General features: G+C 69.2%; 18 protein-coding genes. 8 read left to right on the top strand and 10 right to left on the bottom strand.

The genetic code is table 11. The features are described 5' to 3' along the window. Positions 1-26 precede the first annotated feature (26 nt). Positions 27-1,178, top strand: a complete 1,152-nt coding sequence (gene glgA, locus BM417_RS32400) for a glycogen synthase (protein WP_093602775.1) — start codon at positions 27-29, stop codon at positions 1,176-1,178. 1,329 nt (positions 1,179-2,507) lie between these two features. Here the strand turns inward: glgA and BM417_RS32405 are convergent. Beyond that, on the bottom strand, positions 2,508-3,752 hold the full coding sequence (locus BM417_RS32405) for an MFS transporter (RefSeq protein ID WP_093602425.1): 1,245 nt from the start codon (positions 3,750-3,752) through the stop codon (positions 2,508-2,510). Positions 3,753-3,804: 52 nt separating this feature from the next. Here BM417_RS32405 and BM417_RS32410 point away from each other — a divergent pair, with 52 nt between their 5' ends. Next, positions 3,805-4,698 carry a LysR family transcriptional regulator gene (locus tag BM417_RS32410; protein ID WP_245822298.1) on the top strand — a complete coding sequence of 298 codons (894 nt, stop codon included), beginning with the start codon at positions 3,805-3,807 and terminating at the stop codon, positions 4,696-4,698. Here the strand turns inward: BM417_RS32410 and BM417_RS32415 are convergent. The 3 genes from BM417_RS32415 to BM417_RS32425 all read right to left on the bottom strand — a co-directional run bounded on the left by BM417_RS32415 (position 4,680) and on the right by BM417_RS32425 (position 8,074). Then, complete coding sequence (locus tag BM417_RS32415) at positions 4,680-6,278, bottom strand: amidohydrolase family protein (RefSeq protein ID WP_143138887.1); 1,599 nt, start codon at positions 6,276-6,278, stop codon at positions 4,680-4,682. The genes BM417_RS32410 and BM417_RS32415 overlap by 19 nt on opposite strands. An 80-nt stretch (positions 6,279-6,358) precedes the next feature. Continuing rightward, complete coding sequence (locus BM417_RS32420; RefSeq protein ID WP_245822299.1) at positions 6,359-7,768, bottom strand: leucyl aminopeptidase family protein; 1,410 nt, start codon at positions 7,766-7,768, stop codon at positions 6,359-6,361. Positions 7,769-7,906: 138 nt separating this feature from the next. Next, the gene (locus BM417_RS32425; RefSeq protein ID WP_065914675.1) at positions 7,907-8,074 is read right to left on the bottom strand and encodes a DUF3117 domain-containing protein; all 168 of its coding nucleotides are present in this window, start codon (positions 8,072-8,074) and stop codon (positions 7,907-7,909) included. A gap of 210 nt (positions 8,075-8,284) precedes the next feature. Between BM417_RS32425 and BM417_RS32430 the strand changes: the two genes are divergently transcribed. Both BM417_RS32430 and BM417_RS32435 read left to right on the top strand, forming a co-directional pair. After that, complete coding sequence (locus tag BM417_RS32430; protein WP_093602777.1) at positions 8,285-9,082, top strand: PaaX family transcriptional regulator; 798 nt, start codon at positions 8,285-8,287, stop codon at positions 9,080-9,082. A 10-nt stretch (positions 9,083-9,092) separates the two neighbouring features. Beyond that, the gene (locus tag BM417_RS32435) at positions 9,093-9,878 is read left to right on the top strand and encodes an enoyl-CoA hydratase-related protein (RefSeq protein WP_093602433.1); all 786 of its coding nucleotides are present in this window, start codon (positions 9,093-9,095) and stop codon (positions 9,876-9,878) included. Here the strand turns inward: BM417_RS32435 and BM417_RS32440 are convergent. Genes BM417_RS32440 through BM417_RS32455 form a run of 4 tightly spaced genes read right to left on the bottom strand, consistent with a single transcriptional unit; the run spans position 9,865 to position 11,764 of the window. Next, positions 9,865-10,431, bottom strand: a complete 567-nt coding sequence (locus BM417_RS32440; RefSeq protein WP_281251383.1) for a DNA-3-methyladenine glycosylase I — start codon at positions 10,429-10,431, stop codon at positions 9,865-9,867. The two genes, BM417_RS32435 and BM417_RS32440, sit on opposite strands and share 14 nt — an antisense overlap. A gap of 18 nt (positions 10,432-10,449) precedes the next feature. Then, positions 10,450-10,767, bottom strand: coding sequence for a DivIVA domain-containing protein (locus BM417_RS32445; RefSeq protein ID WP_093602437.1), 318 nt, complete (start codon positions 10,765-10,767; stop codon positions 10,450-10,452). Then, the gene (locus BM417_RS32450) at positions 10,764-11,441 is read right to left on the bottom strand and encodes a permease prefix domain 1-containing protein (protein WP_093602439.1); all 678 of its coding nucleotides are present in this window, start codon (positions 11,439-11,441) and stop codon (positions 10,764-10,766) included. The genes BM417_RS32445 and BM417_RS32450 overlap by 4 nt, the downstream gene beginning before the upstream one ends. Beyond that, positions 11,426-11,764 (bottom strand): PadR family transcriptional regulator, encoded by a 339-nt coding sequence (locus BM417_RS32455; RefSeq protein ID WP_093602441.1) that lies wholly within the window; start codon positions 11,762-11,764, stop codon positions 11,426-11,428. Before BM417_RS32455 ends, BM417_RS32450 begins: the two co-directional genes overlap by 16 nt. A 131-nt stretch (positions 11,765-11,895) precedes the next feature. On the opposite strand from BM417_RS32455, the gene BM417_RS32460 reads away from it, so the two are divergent. From BM417_RS32460 to BM417_RS32475, 4 genes are read left to right on the top strand one after another with little or no spacing between them, the layout of a single operon-like run. Continuing rightward, positions 11,896-13,056 carry a cytochrome ubiquinol oxidase subunit I gene (locus tag BM417_RS32460; protein ID WP_093602443.1) on the top strand — a complete coding sequence of 387 codons (1,161 nt, stop codon included), beginning with the start codon at positions 11,896-11,898 and terminating at the stop codon, positions 13,054-13,056. Beyond that, entirely contained in the window at positions 13,056-13,679 is a 624-nt protein-coding gene (locus BM417_RS32465) for a cytochrome d ubiquinol oxidase subunit II (protein WP_093602445.1), read from the top strand. The genes BM417_RS32460 and BM417_RS32465 overlap by 1 nt, the downstream gene beginning before the upstream one ends. Then, positions 13,649-14,998 carry an ABC transporter ATP-binding protein/permease gene (locus BM417_RS32470; protein WP_093602447.1) on the top strand — a complete coding sequence of 450 codons (1,350 nt, stop codon included), beginning with the start codon at positions 13,649-13,651 and terminating at the stop codon, positions 14,996-14,998. The genes BM417_RS32465 and BM417_RS32470 overlap by 31 nt, the downstream gene beginning before the upstream one ends. Continuing rightward, positions 14,995-16,296 carry an amino acid ABC transporter ATP-binding/permease protein gene (locus tag BM417_RS32475; protein WP_245822300.1) on the top strand — a complete coding sequence of 434 codons (1,302 nt, stop codon included), beginning with the start codon at positions 14,995-14,997 and terminating at the stop codon, positions 16,294-16,296. The genes BM417_RS32470 and BM417_RS32475 overlap by 4 nt, the downstream gene beginning before the upstream one ends. Here BM417_RS32475 and BM417_RS32480 read toward each other — a convergent pair. Beyond that, the gene (locus BM417_RS32480) at positions 16,228-17,139 is read right to left on the bottom strand and encodes a glucosyl-3-phosphoglycerate synthase (RefSeq protein ID WP_093602449.1); all 912 of its coding nucleotides are present in this window, start codon (positions 17,137-17,139) and stop codon (positions 16,228-16,230) included. The genes BM417_RS32475 and BM417_RS32480 overlap by 69 nt on opposite strands. Then, on the bottom strand, positions 17,139-17,477 hold the full coding sequence (locus tag BM417_RS32485) for a hypothetical protein (protein WP_093602451.1): 339 nt from the start codon (positions 17,475-17,477) through the stop codon (positions 17,139-17,141). Before BM417_RS32485 ends, BM417_RS32480 begins: the two co-directional genes overlap by 1 nt. Between the last annotated feature and the right edge of the window lie 42 nt (positions 17,478-17,519).

Genomic DNA, 17,519 nt, shown 5'->3' on the forward strand with positions numbered 1-17,519 from the left:
GGACGTCCGTGATCTACGGTGAGTGCGTGCGAGTTGCGCTGCTGACGCGGGAGTATCCGCCGGAGGTTTACGGTGGAGCTGGTGTGCACGTGGGTTTCCTCGTGCCCCATCTTCGCGAACTCGTGGACGTCGACGTGCACTGCTTCGGTGCACCCCGATCGGACGCCACGGCCCACAACCCACCGCACAGCCTGGAGCAGGCGAACGCGGCCCTCACGACCCTCGCGGTCGATCTTGAGATGGCCGCCGCGGTGTCCGCGGCGAACCTCCTGCACTCCCACACCTGGTACGCCAACATGGGCGGCCACCTGGGCAAACTCCTGCACGGGATCCCGCACGTGGTGACGGCGCACTCGCTGGAGCCGCGTCGGCCGTGGAAGGCCGAGCAGCTCGGCGGCGGGTACCGGATCTCCTCGTGGGCGGAGCGCACGGCGTACGAACACGCCGACGCGGTCATCGCCGTGAGCGAGGGCATGCGGACCGACGTGCTCGACGCCTACCCCTCGCTCGACCCGGCGAAGGTGCACGTCGTCCGCAACGGGATCGACAGCGTCGCGTACCACCCCGTCGAGGAGTCAGACGCACTGACGTCTCGTGGAATCGATCCCGCGAAGCCGATCGTGGCCTTCGTCGGAAGGATCACCCGGCAGAAGGGCGTCGGGCATCTCGTCGCGGCCGCGCACCAGATCGACCCGGAGGCGCAGATCGTGCTGTGCGCCGGGGCACCGGACACGCCGGAGATCGCCGAGGAGACCCGGCAGGCGGTCAGCGAGCTCTCTCAGGCACGGCCGGGTGTCTTCTGGATCCAGAAGATGCTGCAGCCCGCCGAGGTGCGGCAGATCCTGAGCCACGCGACGGTGTTCGCGTGCCCGTCGGTCTACGAGCCGCTGGGCATCGTGAACCTGGAGGCGATGGCGTGCGGCACGGCGGTCGTCGCGAGCGACGTCGGTGGCATCCCCGAGGTCGTCGTGCACGGCGAGACGGGCCTTCTCGTCCACTACGACGAGAATGATTTGTCGACATATCGACAACAGCTCGCCGAATCGATCAACGAACTCGTCACAGACCCCGCACGCGCGAAGCGTTTCGGGGCCGCCGGACGCACGAGGGCTGAGCAGGAGTTCTCCTGGTCCACGATGGCCGCGCAAACGGTCGAGGTGTACCGCAGTGTGATTTGAGTCACACTCGACCAGGGCAACCCCGAAGAGTGAGCACCGCCTTTAACCAGTAGTGACGTTTTGACTTCAACTGGTGAGGGGCGCGAGGACTGTGCGTTGTGCGGTGCTGGGTCTGACGGTCCTCCTGGCAGTGACCGGATGTGCCACAGCTCCCGCCGCCCAGCCGGCCGCGGTCCAGCTCACGGTGGACGGCAAGAAGCTCGCCGAAGCCTCTGACCTGCAGTCGAACGCCGAGGCGCAGCTCGCCTACACGCTCGAGTACGGCTACGTGGCACGGGCGGGCGCCGCCGCGGTCAGCTGCTGGTTCGCGAAGACGGGCCTTGAGTCCGAGGTGGACAAACGGCTGTGGTGCGGGCCGGTCCAGGTCCCCGGCACCGGTGCCGGCACCGACTGGGTGCCCGTGCCGCTCAAGGAAGTCACCAAGACGGATGATGAGGTCCGTTACGAGGTGCAGTCGCCGCAGGTGCCGGAGAAGGGCAACCGCAGCACGCCGTCCGGGATCCTCGTGCGCACCGACGGCAAGGAGTTCGACCCGTCGAAGCAGCAGGACATGACCGCCGGACGCGACTTCCTGGCCGTGCTGCCCGACGACGGCAAGCGCAACAACGTCGACCTCGGCCTCGGCAACGCCGACATCAAGCTGCGCGACGACCTCCTCAGCACCGCCATCACCGGCTGGGCGAACCCGGACATCTGGTTCACCGCAGAGGGCACGGTGCGCGCGGAGGCCGGGTCACGGCTGCGCGTGATCAGGATGAAGGTCGAGAAGCTCAACGAGACCGACAGCGGTTTCCACCGCACCAACTGGCAGGGGTTCGCCCCGCAGCCGTCCGAGCTCGCGCTGGAGGTCCCGGGCAAGCGCCAGGTCCTGCCCGCCGACCGGCTGCCGGCCAACGGCTCGGTGTTCGTCGTCTACACCGTGCCCGACCCGCAGGAGGGCGCCGAGTCGCTCGCGCTCGGCACGCTCGGCGCCAAGTCGCTGGAGCAGCGCGCCGAGGTCCCGTCCGGCAAGCGCACCGACAACCCGCCGCACGTGCTGCAACGCGCCGCCGCCCCCTCCCAGTTCAAGGACCAGACGCAGAAGATCCGCTTCGGCGACCGCGAGCTCGGCATGAAGGTCACCGGCGTCCGGCTCGGCCGCCAGCGCCCGGTCAAGCTCGGCGAGAGCCAGTACGACGTGGCCACGATCTCCGCGCCCGACAAGGCGTTGCTGGAGGTGCGGGTCGAGGCGACCGGCAACCTGCCCGACACCGCGGGCGGCCTGCTGACCAAGGACCTGATCACCGTCACGCTGCCGGACGGCTCGACCGCCCGGCAGGTCGGCGCCCGCTACGACGGCGGCCCGCTGCCGTTCGCGATCGTGGTCGAGGTCCCGGCGGACACCCGTTCGGTCACCGTCGGCATGGTCGACGGGACCGTGGAGTTGCCGCGCCTCGGCAAGACCACCATCGCGCCGGTCGACTCGCGCGCCACCCTCGCCCTGGAGTTCTGAGCCAGCATCGCGGCGAGGGCCAGCCAGCCGAGGATCACCAGCACCAGCCCGCCCCAGCCCCACTCCTCGTAAGCCGTGGCGCCGGACGTCCCGCCGACGCTGCTGCCCACGTAGAACCCGGCGAGGTACAGCCCGGACGCGTGGCCGCGGGCGTGTTCGGGAGCCCGCGCGGCGACCCAGCCGCTCGCCGTGGTGTGCGACGCGAAGAACCCGGCGGTGACGATCGCCAGGCCGAGCGGCACCCACACCAGGCTCGCCAGGGCACCGAGAGCCAGCACGCCGATGCACAGCAGCAGCACCTTGCCGCGGCCGAACCGGTCGGCCAGCCTGCCCGCGAACGCCGCCGAGGTGCTGCCGAGCCCGTAGAAGAGGAAGACCAGCGTCTCCAGCCACGCCGGGCCCTTCAGCTGGAAGCCGGCGACGTTGTAGAACGAGATGAACGTCCCCACCAGCAGCACGGCGACCACGTACATCGACAGCAGCACTGGGTCCTTCAACGCCGCCTTCATGCCCTTCGGCGCGCGCTTCGGCATCGCCTGGGCCTTCGGCAGGAAGAACACCACGATCAACGCCGCGACCAGCCCGAACACGCCGGCCAGCAGCACCGAGCCACGCCATCCGAGCCAGTCGACGGTCATGCCGGTGACGAGCCGCCCCGACATCCCACCGAGGCTGTTCCCGGCGATCATCGCGCCCATCGCGGCGCCGAGCTTCTTCTTGTCCAGCGCGTCCGCGAGGTAGGCCATGGACGCCGCGGGCACCCCGGCCGCCGCGATCCCCTGCAGCACCCGCAGGCCCAGGAACACCTCGTAGTTCGGCGCGAACGGCAGCACGAGCCCGAGCAACGCCGCCACCAGCACGCTGACCACGATCACCGGGCGACGCCCGAGGCGTTCGGACAGCATCGCGATCGGCACCACGACCACGGCCAGCGCGATCGTCGCGGCGGAGAGCGCGAGCGAGGCGCTGCCCGGCCCGAGCCCGTACTCGGCGGCGATCTGCGGCATGACCGGCTGCGGGGTGTAGAGCAACGCGAAGCACGCGAACCCCGAAGCGGCGATCGATGCGGTCAACCTGTTCACGCATCTGACGCTAAGCCATACGTCCAATACGGAAATGCGCCAGAATCAATCTGTGGATGAATTGGAGCTGGCACCGAAGCTGGCGGTGCTGAAAGCGCTTGCCGCCGATGAGCACGTGACTCGCGTCGCAGAACGCGTCGGGCTCCCCCAGCCGACCGTCAGCCGCTGGATCGCCGAGCTCGGTGAGCAACTCGGCGCGCCGCTGCTCGTGAAGTCCGGCCGCCGGGTCCGGCTGACCCGCCCCGGCCGGTTGCTGGCCGAGGCCGCGACCCGCTCGCTGGCCGCGCTGGAACCGGGTCTGCGCGAGGTCAAGGAGGAGCTCGACCCGGAGAAGGGCCGTGTCGTGCTGGGCTTCCTGCACATGCTCGGCCGCGCGATCGTGCCGGAACTGGTCCGCGGCTACCGCGCCGAGCACCCGCACGTGCGGTTCGGCCTGGTCCAGAACGCCCGCCAGGCCGTGATCGACAAACTCGTCAGCGGCGAGATCGACCTCGCCCTGGTCGCCCCGCCGCCGGTCGGTCCCGAGTTCGAGTCGGTGGTCGTGTTCGAGCAGCCCCTGATCGTCGTCGTGCCGGCGGGGCACCGGCTGGAGTCCAGGCGGTCCGTGCGGATCGGGGACCTGCAGGGCGAGGACCTGATCACCCTGGAGCACGGCTACGGCCTGCGTCAGATCACCGACGACATGTGCGCGGCCGCCGGATTCACGCCCCGCTACGTCTTCGAGTGCCAGGAGATCGAGACGGTGCGCGGCCTGGTGGCGGCGGGACTCGGCGTGGCACTGCTGACCCACGCCGAGTTCACTCCACCTCCCGGACTGCGCGAGCTACCGCTGACCCCGCGCACCGGCCGGATCTTCGGGCTGACGTGGCTGAAGGACCACCCGCTGCCGCCCGCCGTCCGCGCCTTCCGTGAGCACGCGCTCCGGACTCACGGCGTCCAGCGCTGAGTGCTCGACCACATCCGCAGGTACGACTCGGCGCCACCGAGCATGTCCTTCACCAGCTGATCGCCGCCGAGCTGACGGACCTTCTCGACCCAGTCCGGCAGGAGACCGATGTGCGCGCCGCCGTCGACGTTGATGTCCCAGACCCGGTCACCGGTGCGCTGCCGGTCGACCAGCGGGCCCTCCGGGTAGCTGCGGAACGGGTAGGTCACGCCGGTCTGCGGCGCCGGGTGCGAGCCCACGCCGTTGTAGTCGGAGCCGAACCCGATGCCCACGTCGTACTTGCGCCGCAACGGTTCCGCGGCGGCGGCCTGGGCGACGTACCCCTCGGGGCTGTTCTCGTAGCCCGCGATGAACCCGCCGAGGCCGTAGACCTTCTCGGTCCACTGGGCGTCCATCCAGCTGTGGCTGGAGATGATGCCGGGGAACTTCGCCTGTGCCGCGAGGTCCAGCGTGCGGCCGGCGGCCTTCACGCTCATGTGGTCGATCTCGATCATCATGTGCCGCTTCATCATGGCCTGCACCGCGTACTCGCCCAACGACGTCAGGCCGCGCACGTTGCACCGCTTCGCCGGGTCGTACGCGGGCGCGACGGCCGAAGCCGGGATCAGCGCGTTCGGTCCGACGGTGCCGATCGGGTTGTCCTGCTGCGGGCCCTTGCACACCTCGGTCTGCCACCACTGGCCGGTGCGCAGGAACTGGCCCGCGTTGATCACGCCGCCCTGGGTGCCCGAGTCGAACCGGACGCCGCACAGCGCGTTGTCGAACTTGTGGCACAGGAACGCGCTGCGCACGCCGAGCGCGTACATCTCGTCGAGGCCGCGGTCGATGTCGCCCCTGTTGCACAACGGGATGTCGAGGAACGTCCGGCAGCCGAAGAGCTCAGAGGTCTCGATGCCGAGCACCACCGCGAGCTTGCCCTGGGTGATCACGTCCCGCGCCTGCTCGGCCGACGTGACGATGCGGAACCAGCCCTTGCCCGCGCCGCCGAACTGCTTGTCGATGAACGTCTGAAGCTCGTAGGTGCGCTGGGCCTGCAGCCGGACCGACTGCATCTCGTCGCAGGGCTTGTCCTTGAACGGGTGGATGACGCACAGCGTGGCGTTGCTCGTCAGGTCCTGGACCAGCACGCGCTGGCCGCCGCGCCACGCCCGTTCCAGCCAGGCGTAGTAGTTCTGCTGGTGCGAGACCGTGGTGGAGGACGGCCAGTCCTTGAACGTCGGCCAGCCCACCGGGTCGTGGCCGTCGAAATCGCCCGTCACGATCGCCTCGAAGATCGCGCCGAGGCCCGCCGGGTGGTGCTCGGAGCAGTCCTTCAGCGCGTCCGCGATGCCCTGCTCGGAGAACGGCTTGCCGCAGATCAGCTTGCCGCCGAAGCCCTCGTTGGTCATGAGGTGGTTGTGCGCGTCGACGAGCCCGCGCACCCTGCCCTGGCCGTCGGTGCCCTTGAAGGGCTCGCCGGTCACGTTGATCTGCGAGTCCACCGCGGGCCGCGCCACGGGTTCCCACCACGGCGTGCTCGCGGTGGCAGGGGATATGGCCGCCAGGACCAGCGAGACGGCGAGAGCCAGGCGAAGTAACACGAGAGCTCCTCTACGACGGTGTGAAGGCGCTCACATCATGCCGTGGAACTTCGCCGTCTCGTATCGGCAGATCGTAGGTACTAACGCGAATATTTTTCAGCCAGCTCGATCAGCGTCCGCGCGCCGAAGCCGGTGGCTCCCGCGACGACCTCGTCGTAGACCTTCTCCGACCGCGCGGGACCCGCGATGTCGAGGTGCGCCCACGGCACGTCGCCCACGAACTTCTGCAGGAACAGCGCCGCCGTGATGCCGCCGGGACCGGGAGGGCACTGCTTGTAATCCGCGACCTCGCTGGCGACGGCACTGACGTGCTCCTCGAGCAACGGCATCCGCCACCACTTCTCGCCGACGTTCGCACCCGCGGCGACCACCTCGGCCGCGAGGTCGTCGGACGCGCTGAACACCGCGCCGGTGCGCAGGCCGAGCGACACCTTCATCGCACCGGTCAGCGTCGCCACGTCCACGACGAGGTCCGGCTTCAGGTTCTTCACCGCGTACGCCATCGCGTCGGCCAGGACCATGCGGCCCTCGGCGTCGGTGTTCTGCACCTCGGTGGTCGCGCCGCCGTAGTGGCGCACGACGTCGCCCGGCCGGTACGCCGAGCCGGAGACGTGGTTCTCCGCGCACGGCACGAGCCCGGTGACCCTGACCGGGAGCCGCCGGCGCGCCACGGCCAGCAGCGCGGAGATCACCGCGCCACCTCCGGCCATGTCGGTGCGCATCAGGTGCATGCCGTCCGCGGGCTTCACCGAGATGCCGCCCGTGTCGAACGTGATGCCCTTGCCGATGAAGACCAGGTGCGGGCCGGTGGTGCCGTACGTCAGCTCCAGGAACCGCGGTGGCCGGGCAGATCCGCCGCCGACCGCGAGCACGCCGCCGAAGCCCTGCTGCGCCAGCCACTTCTCGTCGCGCACGGTGGCGTGCAGTCCGTCGACCTTGTCCGCGAGCTTGGCGGCGGTCGTGGCGAGCCAGCGCGGGTCCTTGACGTTGGACGGCGTGTTGGCGAGATCACGTGCCAGCGAGGTCGCGGTGGCGAGCGCGTGGGCCTTCAGCGCGGCCGACGTGAGCACCTCCTCGAACCCGTCGTCGGCCGTGATCAGCCGCAACGAGCCGACGCGCGCCGGACCGTCCTCACCGGTGACCTTGAAGCGGTAGCCGCCGAGCGCCGCGCCCAGCACGAACGCGCGCACCTTCTCGGCGTCGAAGTCCGGGGTCAGCAGGACGTCGGCGGTCCTGGGCGCGTCCTCGCCGCTCAGCGCGCGGACGAGGCTGGCCCCGGCCGTGCGGTAGTCGGCGAGCGTTCCGGTGCCGACGCCGAGGGTCCAGGCCTCGTCGTGCCGCACCGCCTCGCCGGCCTTGCCGGTCAGGTCGGAGACGTCGATGCCGTCGCCGCCCGGTCCCAGCGCCGGTCCGGTGGCCGCGAGCACGACCGCCGGAACGTTGCGGCGCGTCGAGGTGGCCACCTCGACGTCCACGAGCTTGGTTGGCACTGACGGCACCGTCGACGCCACGGTTGGACCTCCCCTATTGCATTAACGACCGTTCATTCTCTCTCAGACCGAGAACGAAGCGATGCCCCGGTCTCCACTGTGGAAACCGGGGCTTCACGTGCTTCTCACCGGGAGGCCTCAGCCGGCGGCGGCCTTCAGCGCGTCGCCCAAGGCGCTGGCCTCGTCCGCCGACATCTCGACGACGAGGCGCCCACCACCCTCGAGCGGCACGCGCATGACGATGCCGCGTCCCTCCTTGGTGACCTCGAGGGGACCGTCGCCGGTCCGGGGCTTCATGGCCGCCATCGCGTGCTCCCTCCGTCAACATCTTCCCCGTCCGGCCAGGGCCGGATCTGCTCCATTCTCCCCTATGGCGACTCAGGGGCGAAACCGAACCGATCTTTTGGCGAGTCCGGGTGACATTTGTCGATCTTGACTTGTGCCTGATCAACACCTGTTTTCACGACAAGGCAACACTTTCGGCACACCAGGTCGTGTCGTGACAGGATGGGCCGGGTGCGAGCCCGTTCCGCGCTCTTCGACGTCTACGGCGGCCACCTTCGCGAACGCGGTGGCGCCGCCACCATCGCCGCGCTCGTCCGGCTGCTCGAGCCCCTGGGATTCGCCGCGCCGGCCGTCCGCACGGCCGTGTCCCGCACGGTCCGGCAGGGCTGGTTGCAGCCGTCCAGGCTGCCTGACGGGCCTGGATATGCGATGACACCTCGCGGGGAACGGCGGCTCGACGAGGCCGCCGCCCGCATCTACCGCACCGGGCCGTCCACGTGGGACGGTCGCTGGCACGTGGTGGTGCTGGAGGAGATCCCCGGCCGCGACTCGCGCGATCACCTGGCTTCGGAACTACAGCTGCTCGGCTACGGCGCGCTCGGCCCTGTGACGTGGATCGCTCCCCGGCCGTCCCCGGAGCTGGCCGACGTGCTGGCCGCCGGAGAGGTTCCCGCACGAACTTTTCACGGTTCACACGACGGTGGCGACGCCGAGCTCGCCGCCAAGGCCTGGGACCTGGCCGAGCTGGGGCGCGACTACGCCGGGTTCGTCGCGCACTGGCACGAGAAGGTGTCCGTTGTGGACGCAACGGACGACGCGGCGGCGTTCGCCGCGTCACAGCGGCTGCTGCACGCGTGGCGGAAGTTCCTGTTCCGCGATCCCGGTCTTCCTGCTGAACTGTTGCCACCGGACTGGCCGGGCCACGCGGCAGCGTCGTTCTTCGACGAACAGACACTGCGGCTGGCACCGGGCACGAGTCGGTTCGTCGACGAGTGCCTGCGGCCGGTGCGCAACGTTTCCACTGCTTGATGGAGGTCCAGTGTCCGAGCTCCTCGTCGACGACGCCGATGGTGTGCGCACGTTCACGTTCAACCGCCCCGAATCGTTCAACGCCTTCACCGTCGCGCTGAAGGAGTCGTTCCTCGCCGCGCTGCGCGAAGCCTCGGCGGACGAGTCGGTGCGCGCGGTGGTGATCACGGGTGCGGGCAGGGCGTTCTGCGCGGGTCAGGACCTCAAGGAGCACATCGGCCTGTTGCAGGCCGGTGATCCGGCACCGCTGAACACCGTGGAGAAGCACTACAACCCGATCGTGCGCGAGCTGATCGGCATGCCGAAGCCGGTGATCGCCGCGGTCAACGGCAGCGCGGCGGGCGCGGGCGCGTCCTTCGCCTACGCCGCCGATCTGCGCATCGCGGGCAAGTCGGCGAAGTTCCTGATGGCGTTCGCGAACGTCGGCCTGACTGCGGACTCCGGCGCGTCCTACACGCTGCCGCGGCTGATCGGCCACGGCCGCGCGATGGAGATGATGCTGCTCGCGCAGCCCGTCGGCGCCGAGGAGGCGTTGCGGGTCGGCATGGTCAACCAGGTCGTGCCGGACGAGGAACTGCTGTCCACCGCGCACCTGCTGGCCGCGAAGCTCGCCGCGGGCCCGACGACCGCGTACGCGAAGATCAAGGAAGCGCTGGCCGCGGCGGCGGACGGGACCCTGGAGGACGCTCTCGAAGCGGAGCGCCGCACCCAGGCCGACTGCGGAGCGACCGAGGATCACCGCGAGGCGGTCGACGCCTTCGTGACCAAGCGCGCCCCGAAGTTCAGCGGGAAGTAGCGCGCCGGGTCGCCTTCTTGGCCCGGAAGCACGTCGAGATGTGGTCGTCGACCATGCCGGTCGCCTGCATCAGCGCGTAGCACGTGGTGGGGCCGAGGAACTTGAAGCCGCGCTTCTTCAGTTCCTTGGCCATCGCCTTGGACTCGTCCGTGATCGCCGGCACGTCCGCCAACGTCTTCGGCCGCTTGTGCCTGGCGGGCGCGAACGACCACAGCAGCGCGTCCAGGTCGACGCCCTCCGACACGATCACCCGTGCGTTGTGGATCGCGGCGTCGATCTTCAGCCGGTTCCGGACGATGCCCGCGTCGGCCATCAGCCGTTCCACGTCGGCGGGCCCGAACTTCGCGACCAGCTGTGGGTCGAAGTCGCCGAACGCCGCCCTGAACGCCGGCCGCTTGCGCAGGATCGTGATCCACGACAGCCCGGACTGGAACGCCTCCAGCGACATCCGCTCGTACAGCTCGGGGGTGCCGTGCAGCTCCACGCCCCACTCGGTGTCGTGGTACTCGGCGTAGTCCGGGGTCGAGTCACCCCAGGGACAACGGACGATCACGTGCACTCCTCCGCGAGCTCAGGCCCGGTGCTCACTGCTCTCCAGGTTGTCGGCGTCCTCGAGCTCCGCGACGCGCGCCCGCAGCGTCTCGACCTCGGTCGCGAGCCGCTGCAACGCCCAGTCGACCTCGGACATCTTGTAGCCGCGGAAGACCTGCTGGAACTTCAGCTCGCGGACGTCCTCCGCGGTGATGTCGTCGGAGGGCAGCCGCGTGGGCGACGCACCGGGCGGCAGCGGCGCGAGCTCCTCGCCGCGCCCGAACACCAACGCCGCGAGCAGGAACACCACTGCCGCGACGGCGATCATCACGATCAGGTAGATCAGGGCGTTGGTCACGCGACGATCGTGACACAGCTCAGGCAGCGGCGAGCGAGCAGACCGAGACGAATGATCACGATCCAGGTGACCATGCTCGCGATGGTCATCGGCAACGACTGCATCAGCCGCGACACGTCGAGATGCGCGGTGGCCAGGATGATCGAGAGGTTGCCCAGCAGCACCGCCGCGACAGCGCCGATCGCGATGGTGGCACCGAGTCTGGCCAGCAGCTTCGCGTCGCACCTGCGCGCGAGGAACCGGCCGAGGATCAACGCCAGCAGCGCCACGCCGGACGCGATGCCGCTGGTCAGGTCGTTGGCCTTGGCGATGAACAGGTACCAGGCCGGCGGCATCGCGCCGAAGTCCTGCCACGGACCGATGAGCAGCATCCGCCCGTACTCCCACGCCATGTGCATCAGCGGCAGCACAATCGCGAGCCAGATGAGGGTGCGCGTGCCATACGCCACGGCCAGTTCGGCCTGGTACTCGTTCGCGATCTCGCGCACCGGGCCGAACTCCTCGACCGCGCGCTTCTGCGCCTCTTTCTCGGTCAGCCCGCGGTCCAGGTGCGCCTCGGTGGCGTCGGCGAGGCTGTCGCGGGTCTCGGTGAGCAGCTCGCGGACCTGCTTGCGCGAGCCCTGCAACCGCGACCCGAGATCGGTCACGTAGCGCTCGATCACGTCTGTGCCCATTTGCCGTCACCTCCCAGCACCCCGTCGATGACCGTCGTGAACTCGCGCCACGCGGTGCGTTCGGTGTTCAGGGCGCGCTGCCCCGCCTGCGTGAGCTTGTAGGTCCTGCGCTTGCGTCCGCCGACCGTGCTCCAGTCGCTGACGACGTGACCGGCCCGCTCCAGCCTGCGCAGTGCCGGGTAGACCGTGCCTGTCGGGAGGTCGAGCGCACCGCCGCTGCCCTGCTGCAACGCTTCGATGATCGCGTAGCCGTGCAGCTGCCTGCCGTCGAGCGTGGCCAGCAGCAACGCGTCGAGATGGCCGCGTAGCGCGTCGGGCTTCATGGGTAGCGAGTCTACTGATCCAGCCCTGAAAGCGGTCCCTGAAATCCGCGCTCAGGGTCAGCCCTGAGATCCCCCTGAAATGCGCCTTCGAGCCTTCATAAGTAGCGGAGCTACACATAGCGTCCCCACCTATGAGCGCAGTAGACCTCGCCCGCCTCCAGTTCGCGTTGACGACCTCGTTCCACTTCCTGTTCGTGCTGCTCACACTGGGTCTGGTCACCCTGCTGGTGATCATGCAGACGAGGTTCACGATCACCGGCGCGCCCGTGCACGAGCGGATGACGCGGTTCTGGGGCCGGATCTACGTGATCAACTACGCGCTGGGGATCGTCACCGGCATCGTGATGGAGTTCCAGTTCGGGCTGAACTGGTCGGGCCTCGCGACCTACGCCGGCGACGTGTTCGGCGCGCCGCTCGCGATGGAGACGCTGATCGCGTTCTTCCTGGAGTCGACGTTCCTCGGGCTGTGGATCTTCGGCTGGGGCAGGCTCAATCGCTGGGTGCACCTGTCGTTGCTGTACCTGACGGCGCTGACCGCGTTCGCGTCGGCGTTCTGGATCATGGCGGCGAACGGGTTCCTCCAGCACCCCGTCGGCTACCGGGTCGACGGGAACGTGCTGCGGCTGGACGACTTCAGCGCGCTGCTCTCGAACCCCACGTTCACCTCGGCGTTGATGCACGTGATCTTCGCGTCCATCACGGTCGGCGGCGTGTTCATGACCGGGATCTCGGCCTACCACTTCATCAAGAGGACGCCCGAGGTCGACTTCTTCCGGCGGTCGCTGCGGCTGGGCGTGGTCACGACCGCACTGGCCACGCCGTCGCTGATCGGGGCCGGGTTCGCGCAGTTCCCGGTCATCGCGCAGTACCAGCCGCACAAGACCGAGGCGGCGCCGTGGATCGGCGCACCGCTCGGGTTCATGATCATCATCGGGATGACGCTGACGATGGTCAGCTGGCTCACGTTGCCGTTGCTGATCAAAGACGCCGTGATCCGGATGCGCTTTCCGTTGTACCTCATGGTGATCGGCATTCCGCTGCCGTTCGTGGCGGCCATCTTCGGGTGGCTGTTCCGCGAGATCGGACGGCAGCCGTGGCTGATCTACGGGCTGCTGCGGACCGAGGACGCGGTGTCGCATGTGGACGCTTCACAGATCCTGTTGTCGCTCATCGTCTTCACGTCCCTGTTCGTCGTGCTGGCCGTCACCGACTGGGCGTTGATCGCACGTGCGGTCCGCCGGGGTCCGGACGTGACGCCCGCTCCCGTCTCGCCGCTGGTGGTGACCCTCTGATGGAAACGCTCTGGCTCGTCGTGCTCGGCACGCTGACCGTCGGCTACTTCGCGTTGGCCGGTTTCGACTACGGCACAGGTCTTCTGCTGCCGTTCCGCAGGCGTGAGATCGCTCTGCAACGCATGAACCCGTTCTTCCTCGGCAACGAGGTGTGGCTGGTCGCCGCGATCGGGGTGCTGTTCGCAGCGTTCCCTCGGCTCGAAGGCGAACTGCTCTCCGGCGCGCACAGCACGTTCACGCTGGTCCTGGCCGGGCTGGTGCTGTTCATGGCGGCCGTGCAGCTGCGGTTGTGGTGGTGGCTGGTGTTCATGGGCGCGCTGATGGTGTCCGTGGGCTGGGGACTGTTCCTGGCGCATCTGCTGCACGCGCCGTGGCCCGTCGCGTTCGTCATGCCGGTGTTGTTCGCGGTGCACGGCTGGGTGTTCCAGGCCCGGCGCTGGAAGGTGTTCCCGGTCACCGCGCTGCTGTGCGCGCTGCCGATCCCGCTCGCGTTCAGCTCGATCGACGTCACCGGACTCATGGCGCACAACGACACGCTCGGCCTGCTCGCGTGGGTCGCGATCCCGATCATCCCGCTGGTGGTGTTGGTGCAATGGTCGATCGTCGCCATCTCCTCGCGCTGATCCCGATCCCGTTCCTGGTGCTGGCCCAGGCGGAACTCCTGGCGTCGGTGCTGAGCGGCGGAACGGGACTTCTCCTGCTGTGCTTGGTCATCGGGCTGCGGGTGCTGGTGTGGTGGGGGCACCGCGAGTGGGCTCATAGGGCCGCCGAACGGACTCGCGCACGTCTGCGGGAGGCGTTCCTGCGGTCGCCCGGCACCAAGGCCGGCGAGGTCGCCACGCTGGTCACGCGCGGCGTGCACGACGTGACGCCGTACGTCGTCGGGTATCTGCCACAACAGATCCTGGCCGTGGCCGTGCCGCTCGCGGTGGTGATCAGACTGGCGTTCGCCGACCTCACCGCGGCCCTGACGATCCTCGCGACGCTGCCGTTGATCCCGATCTTCGGTGCGCTGGTCGGCGCCCACACCCGTGAACGAACGGCCCGCCAATGGGACGCGCTGGCCACTCTCGGCGGCCACTTCCTCGACGTGGTCAAGGGAATCGGCACGCTGCGGGCGTTCGGGCGGGCCGAGGCGCAGTCCACGACGGTCCGCAGACTGGCCGCGCAGCACATGACCGAGACGATGTCGGCGCTCCGCGTCGCGTTCCTGTCGGCGTTCGTGCTGGAACTGGTCGCCACGATGTCGGTGGCGATGGTCGCCGTGCCGGTCGGCCTGAGGCTGCTGGACGGCGGCGTGCCGCTGTACACCGCGCTCCTCGTGCTCTTCCTTGCCCCGGAGGCGTTTCTGCCGCTCAGAGCCGCAGGCGCGCAGTACCACGCCAGTGCTCAGGGCCGGGAGGTGCTCGCCAAGGTGCCGGCCCGGACCGAGACCACGGGCCAGGCGCCGCCGGATCTCGCCCAGGCCGAGATCGTGTTCGAGAACGTGAGCGTCCGCAGCCTCAGGAACTTCTCGCTGCGCGTCCAGCCCGGCGAACGGATCGCGCTGGTCGGCCCGAGCGGTGCGGGCAAGAGCACGATTCTGGGGCTGTTGCTGGGTTTCGTGCGGCCCGACGATGGCAGGGTGCTCGTCGGCGGCGTTGATCTGCAGGAGATCGACCACAGGAAGTGGCTGGAAGCCCTGTCATGGGTGCCGCAACGGCCCACGCTCGTCCCGGCGAACCTCTCGTCCGGTGAGCAGCAGCGGGTAGCACTGGCCAACGCTCTGGACCGGCGCCAGGCCGCGTTGTTCCTGCTGGACGAACCGACCGCGCACCTCGACGCGGAGACGGAAGCACTGGTGCTCAAGGCAACGCGCGACTTCACGCAAGGCAGGACGGCGGTGATCGTGGCGCACCGCCCGACACTGCTCAACGAGGTCGACAGGGTGGTAACGGTGTGAAGCTCGCAATCCTCGTCGGAACGCTCGCCGAACTGGCCGGCGTCGGCCTCACCGCCACGGCGACCTGGCTGATCATGCGGGCCGCCGAGCACCCGCCGATGCAGGCGCTGACCGTGGCGATCGTCGCGGTCCGCACCCTCGCGCTGGCCAAGGGCGCCCTGCGCTACCTCGAACGCCTGGCCAGCCACAAGACCGTGCTCAGCGAGGCCGTCGAGCTGCGCGGGCGGGTCTACGACGACCTCGCGCACCGCCGGCACATCCCGTCCGGCACGGCGCTGACCCGCATCGTCACGAACGTCGACCAGCGGCTCGACGCCAAGCTCCGCACCACCCTGCCGTGGATCACCGCGGCCCTGGTCGGCGCCGTCGTCACGGTCGCGTCGGGCTTCTCGCTGCCGCTGATCGCCGGCCTGCTGATCAACCTGGCCCTGCTCCCGTGGCTCGCGATCCGCACCCCGCAGGACCTCACGCCGTTGCGCGCCAAGCTGACCGAACAAACCACCGAACTGGTCCACAGCAAAGAAGAACTGATCGCCTACGGCCTGTTCGACGAGAGACTTCACGCCGCCACCAGGACCGCGAAAGAGCTGTCCCGCAAGGAACGCACGCGAGATCTGACCCCGCTGGCGATCGCCGTCCAGTTCGGCGCGGCCCTGCTCATGCTCGCCCAGCACGAACCGGCCTGGCTGATCATGGCCGCCATCGCCACGTTCGAGATCACCGTCCCGCTCGCGGCACTGACCAGGCCCAGCCAGGAACCCACCGACGAGCCCGAACCGGCCTGCTCGACAGAAACCCCTGACCTGCAAGGAAGAACCGCGATCGTCGGCCCGAGCGGCGCGGGCAAGACCACGTTGCTCAACGCCCTCGCCCACCGTCTCGAACCGAGCAAAGGCGCACTGGCCGACGCGCACGTCTTCCACACCACGGTCCGCACCAACGTCCTGCTGGCCAAACCCGATGCCACCCAGGAGGAACTGGACAGGGCGGCCGAGATCACCGAACTGGACCTCGACTGGGACCAGGTCGTCGGCGAACGCGGCGAGGAGATCTCCGGCGGCCAGCGCCAGCGCCTGATCCTCACCAGATCGGTGCTGGCGAACCCCGAGGTCCTGCTCCTGGACGAGCCGACGGAAGGCCTCGACCCGGAGCAGGCGGACCGCGTGCTGAGCAAGGTCCTCGACCACTGCCAGGGCACCGCCCTGGTCGTCACCCACCGGACCGAGCAGCTAGCCCTTTTCGATCACGTGCGTCATCGGGGGCCGATCAGCCACGAGCACGTCGGTCGAGTCGGGTAGCCACTCGCCACCGACCTGCACGAACTGCGTCAACGGCCCGGACTCCGCGGACACTCCGCACCGGGCCAGCGCCGTCCCCATGATCTGCGACGACATCGCGCCGAGCTGCAGCAATGACCGGTTCCGGTGCTTGCGCACACCGAGATTCACCTGCGCCAGCGCGGAAAGCCCGTGCACCCGGTGCACGTCGAGCAGCAACCCGATCTCCACGCCGTACCCGGCCGCGAAGGGAACGGACTCCAAAAAGGACCGGGTGGCCGCGTACTCGCCGCCGAGCGGTTGCACCACACCGGAGAGCTCCGGCCGCAACGTGTTCAGCAACGGCCGCGCCACCAGCTCGGTGACCCGCCCGCCCCCGCTGCTCTCCAGCCGCAACGGCCGCCGGTAGAACCCCTTCACCAGGTGCACGCCGGAGTCCAGCAGCAACGGCCCGAGCAACGCCGTGACGAACGCGGTCTCGGGATCCACCAGGTCGGAGTCCAGGAAGACGATCAGGTCCCCGGTGGTCGCGGCCAGCGACCGCCACAGCACCTCACCCTTGCCGGGCAACGGCTCAAGCCACGGCACGACGTCCTCGCGCAGCACCACCCGTGCCCCGGCGGCGGAAGCGACCTCCACGGTTCGGTCGGTCGACCCGGAGTCCATCACCACAAGCTCGTCGACCAGGGTCCCGAGCAACGGCTTGACCACGGAGACCACGTCCCCGACGGTCTCCTCCTCGTTCAGCGCGGGCAGCACCACCGACACGGTCCGGCCGCGCTTCAAGGCGACCAGTTCGTCCGGTGTCCAGGTGGGCTGCTGCCAGGTGTGCGAGGCGAACCAGGCTTCGACGGAGGGCAGCATCAGGCGAGCGCCCGCATCGCCCGGACCGGCGGACGGGTGCCCGTCACGCTCGCGACCATCTCCACGACCTTCCTCGCCTGCCGTACGTCGGAAGCACGAACCGCGCGTGCTCCGGACATCGCAGCCACTGTGGCAGCCGCGAGCGTGAAGTCCTCGTCCCCCGCTGGGATCGTCACCACATCCAACGTTTCGGGCAGTGACGGCAGCTCCAGATCGCCGTCGAACTCGACGACGTCGGCGCCGTCGCTGACGGCCTGCGCCAGGGCGTCCGCGCTGGTCAGATGCGCAACGACCAGCACACGGTCTTTCGGCAGCTCAGTGACGCGGAATCGGTTCACACCACCCAGCGTAGACAGTGAGCTGGCTCACAGCTCCTTGCT

It is taken from the genome of Lentzea waywayandensis (genome assembly GCF_900115955.1).
GTDB lineage: Bacteria > Actinomycetota > Actinomycetes > Mycobacteriales > Pseudonocardiaceae > Lentzea > Lentzea waywayandensis.

What these genes read in the sequence shown, in the direction of transcription:
- BM417_RS32480 (WP_093602449.1), bottom strand. Translation starts at nt 17,139, where the DNA reads ATGCTGCCCTCCGTCGAAGCCTGGTTCGCCTCGCACACCTGGCAGCAG.
- BM417_RS32455 (WP_093602441.1), bottom strand. Translation starts at nt 11,764, where the DNA reads ATGAAGCCCGACGCGCTACGCGGCCATCTCGACGCGTTGCTGCTGGCC.
- BM417_RS32465 (WP_093602445.1), top strand. Translation starts at nt 13,056, where the DNA reads ATGGAAACGCTCTGGCTCGTCGTGCTCGGCACGCTGACCGTCGGCTAC.
- BM417_RS32425 (WP_065914675.1), bottom strand. Translation starts at nt 8,074, where the DNA reads ATGGCGGCCATGAAGCCCCGGACCGGCGACGGTCCCCTCGAGGTCACC.
- BM417_RS32470 (WP_093602447.1), top strand. Translation starts at nt 13,649, where the DNA reads ATGGTCGATCGTCGCCATCTCCTCGCGCTGATCCCGATCCCGTTCCTG.
- BM417_RS32450 (WP_093602439.1), bottom strand. Translation starts at nt 11,441, where the DNA reads ATGGGCACAGACGTGATCGAGCGCTACGTGACCGATCTCGGGTCGCGG.
- BM417_RS32460 (WP_093602443.1), top strand. Translation starts at nt 11,896, where the DNA reads ATGAGCGCAGTAGACCTCGCCCGCCTCCAGTTCGCGTTGACGACCTCG.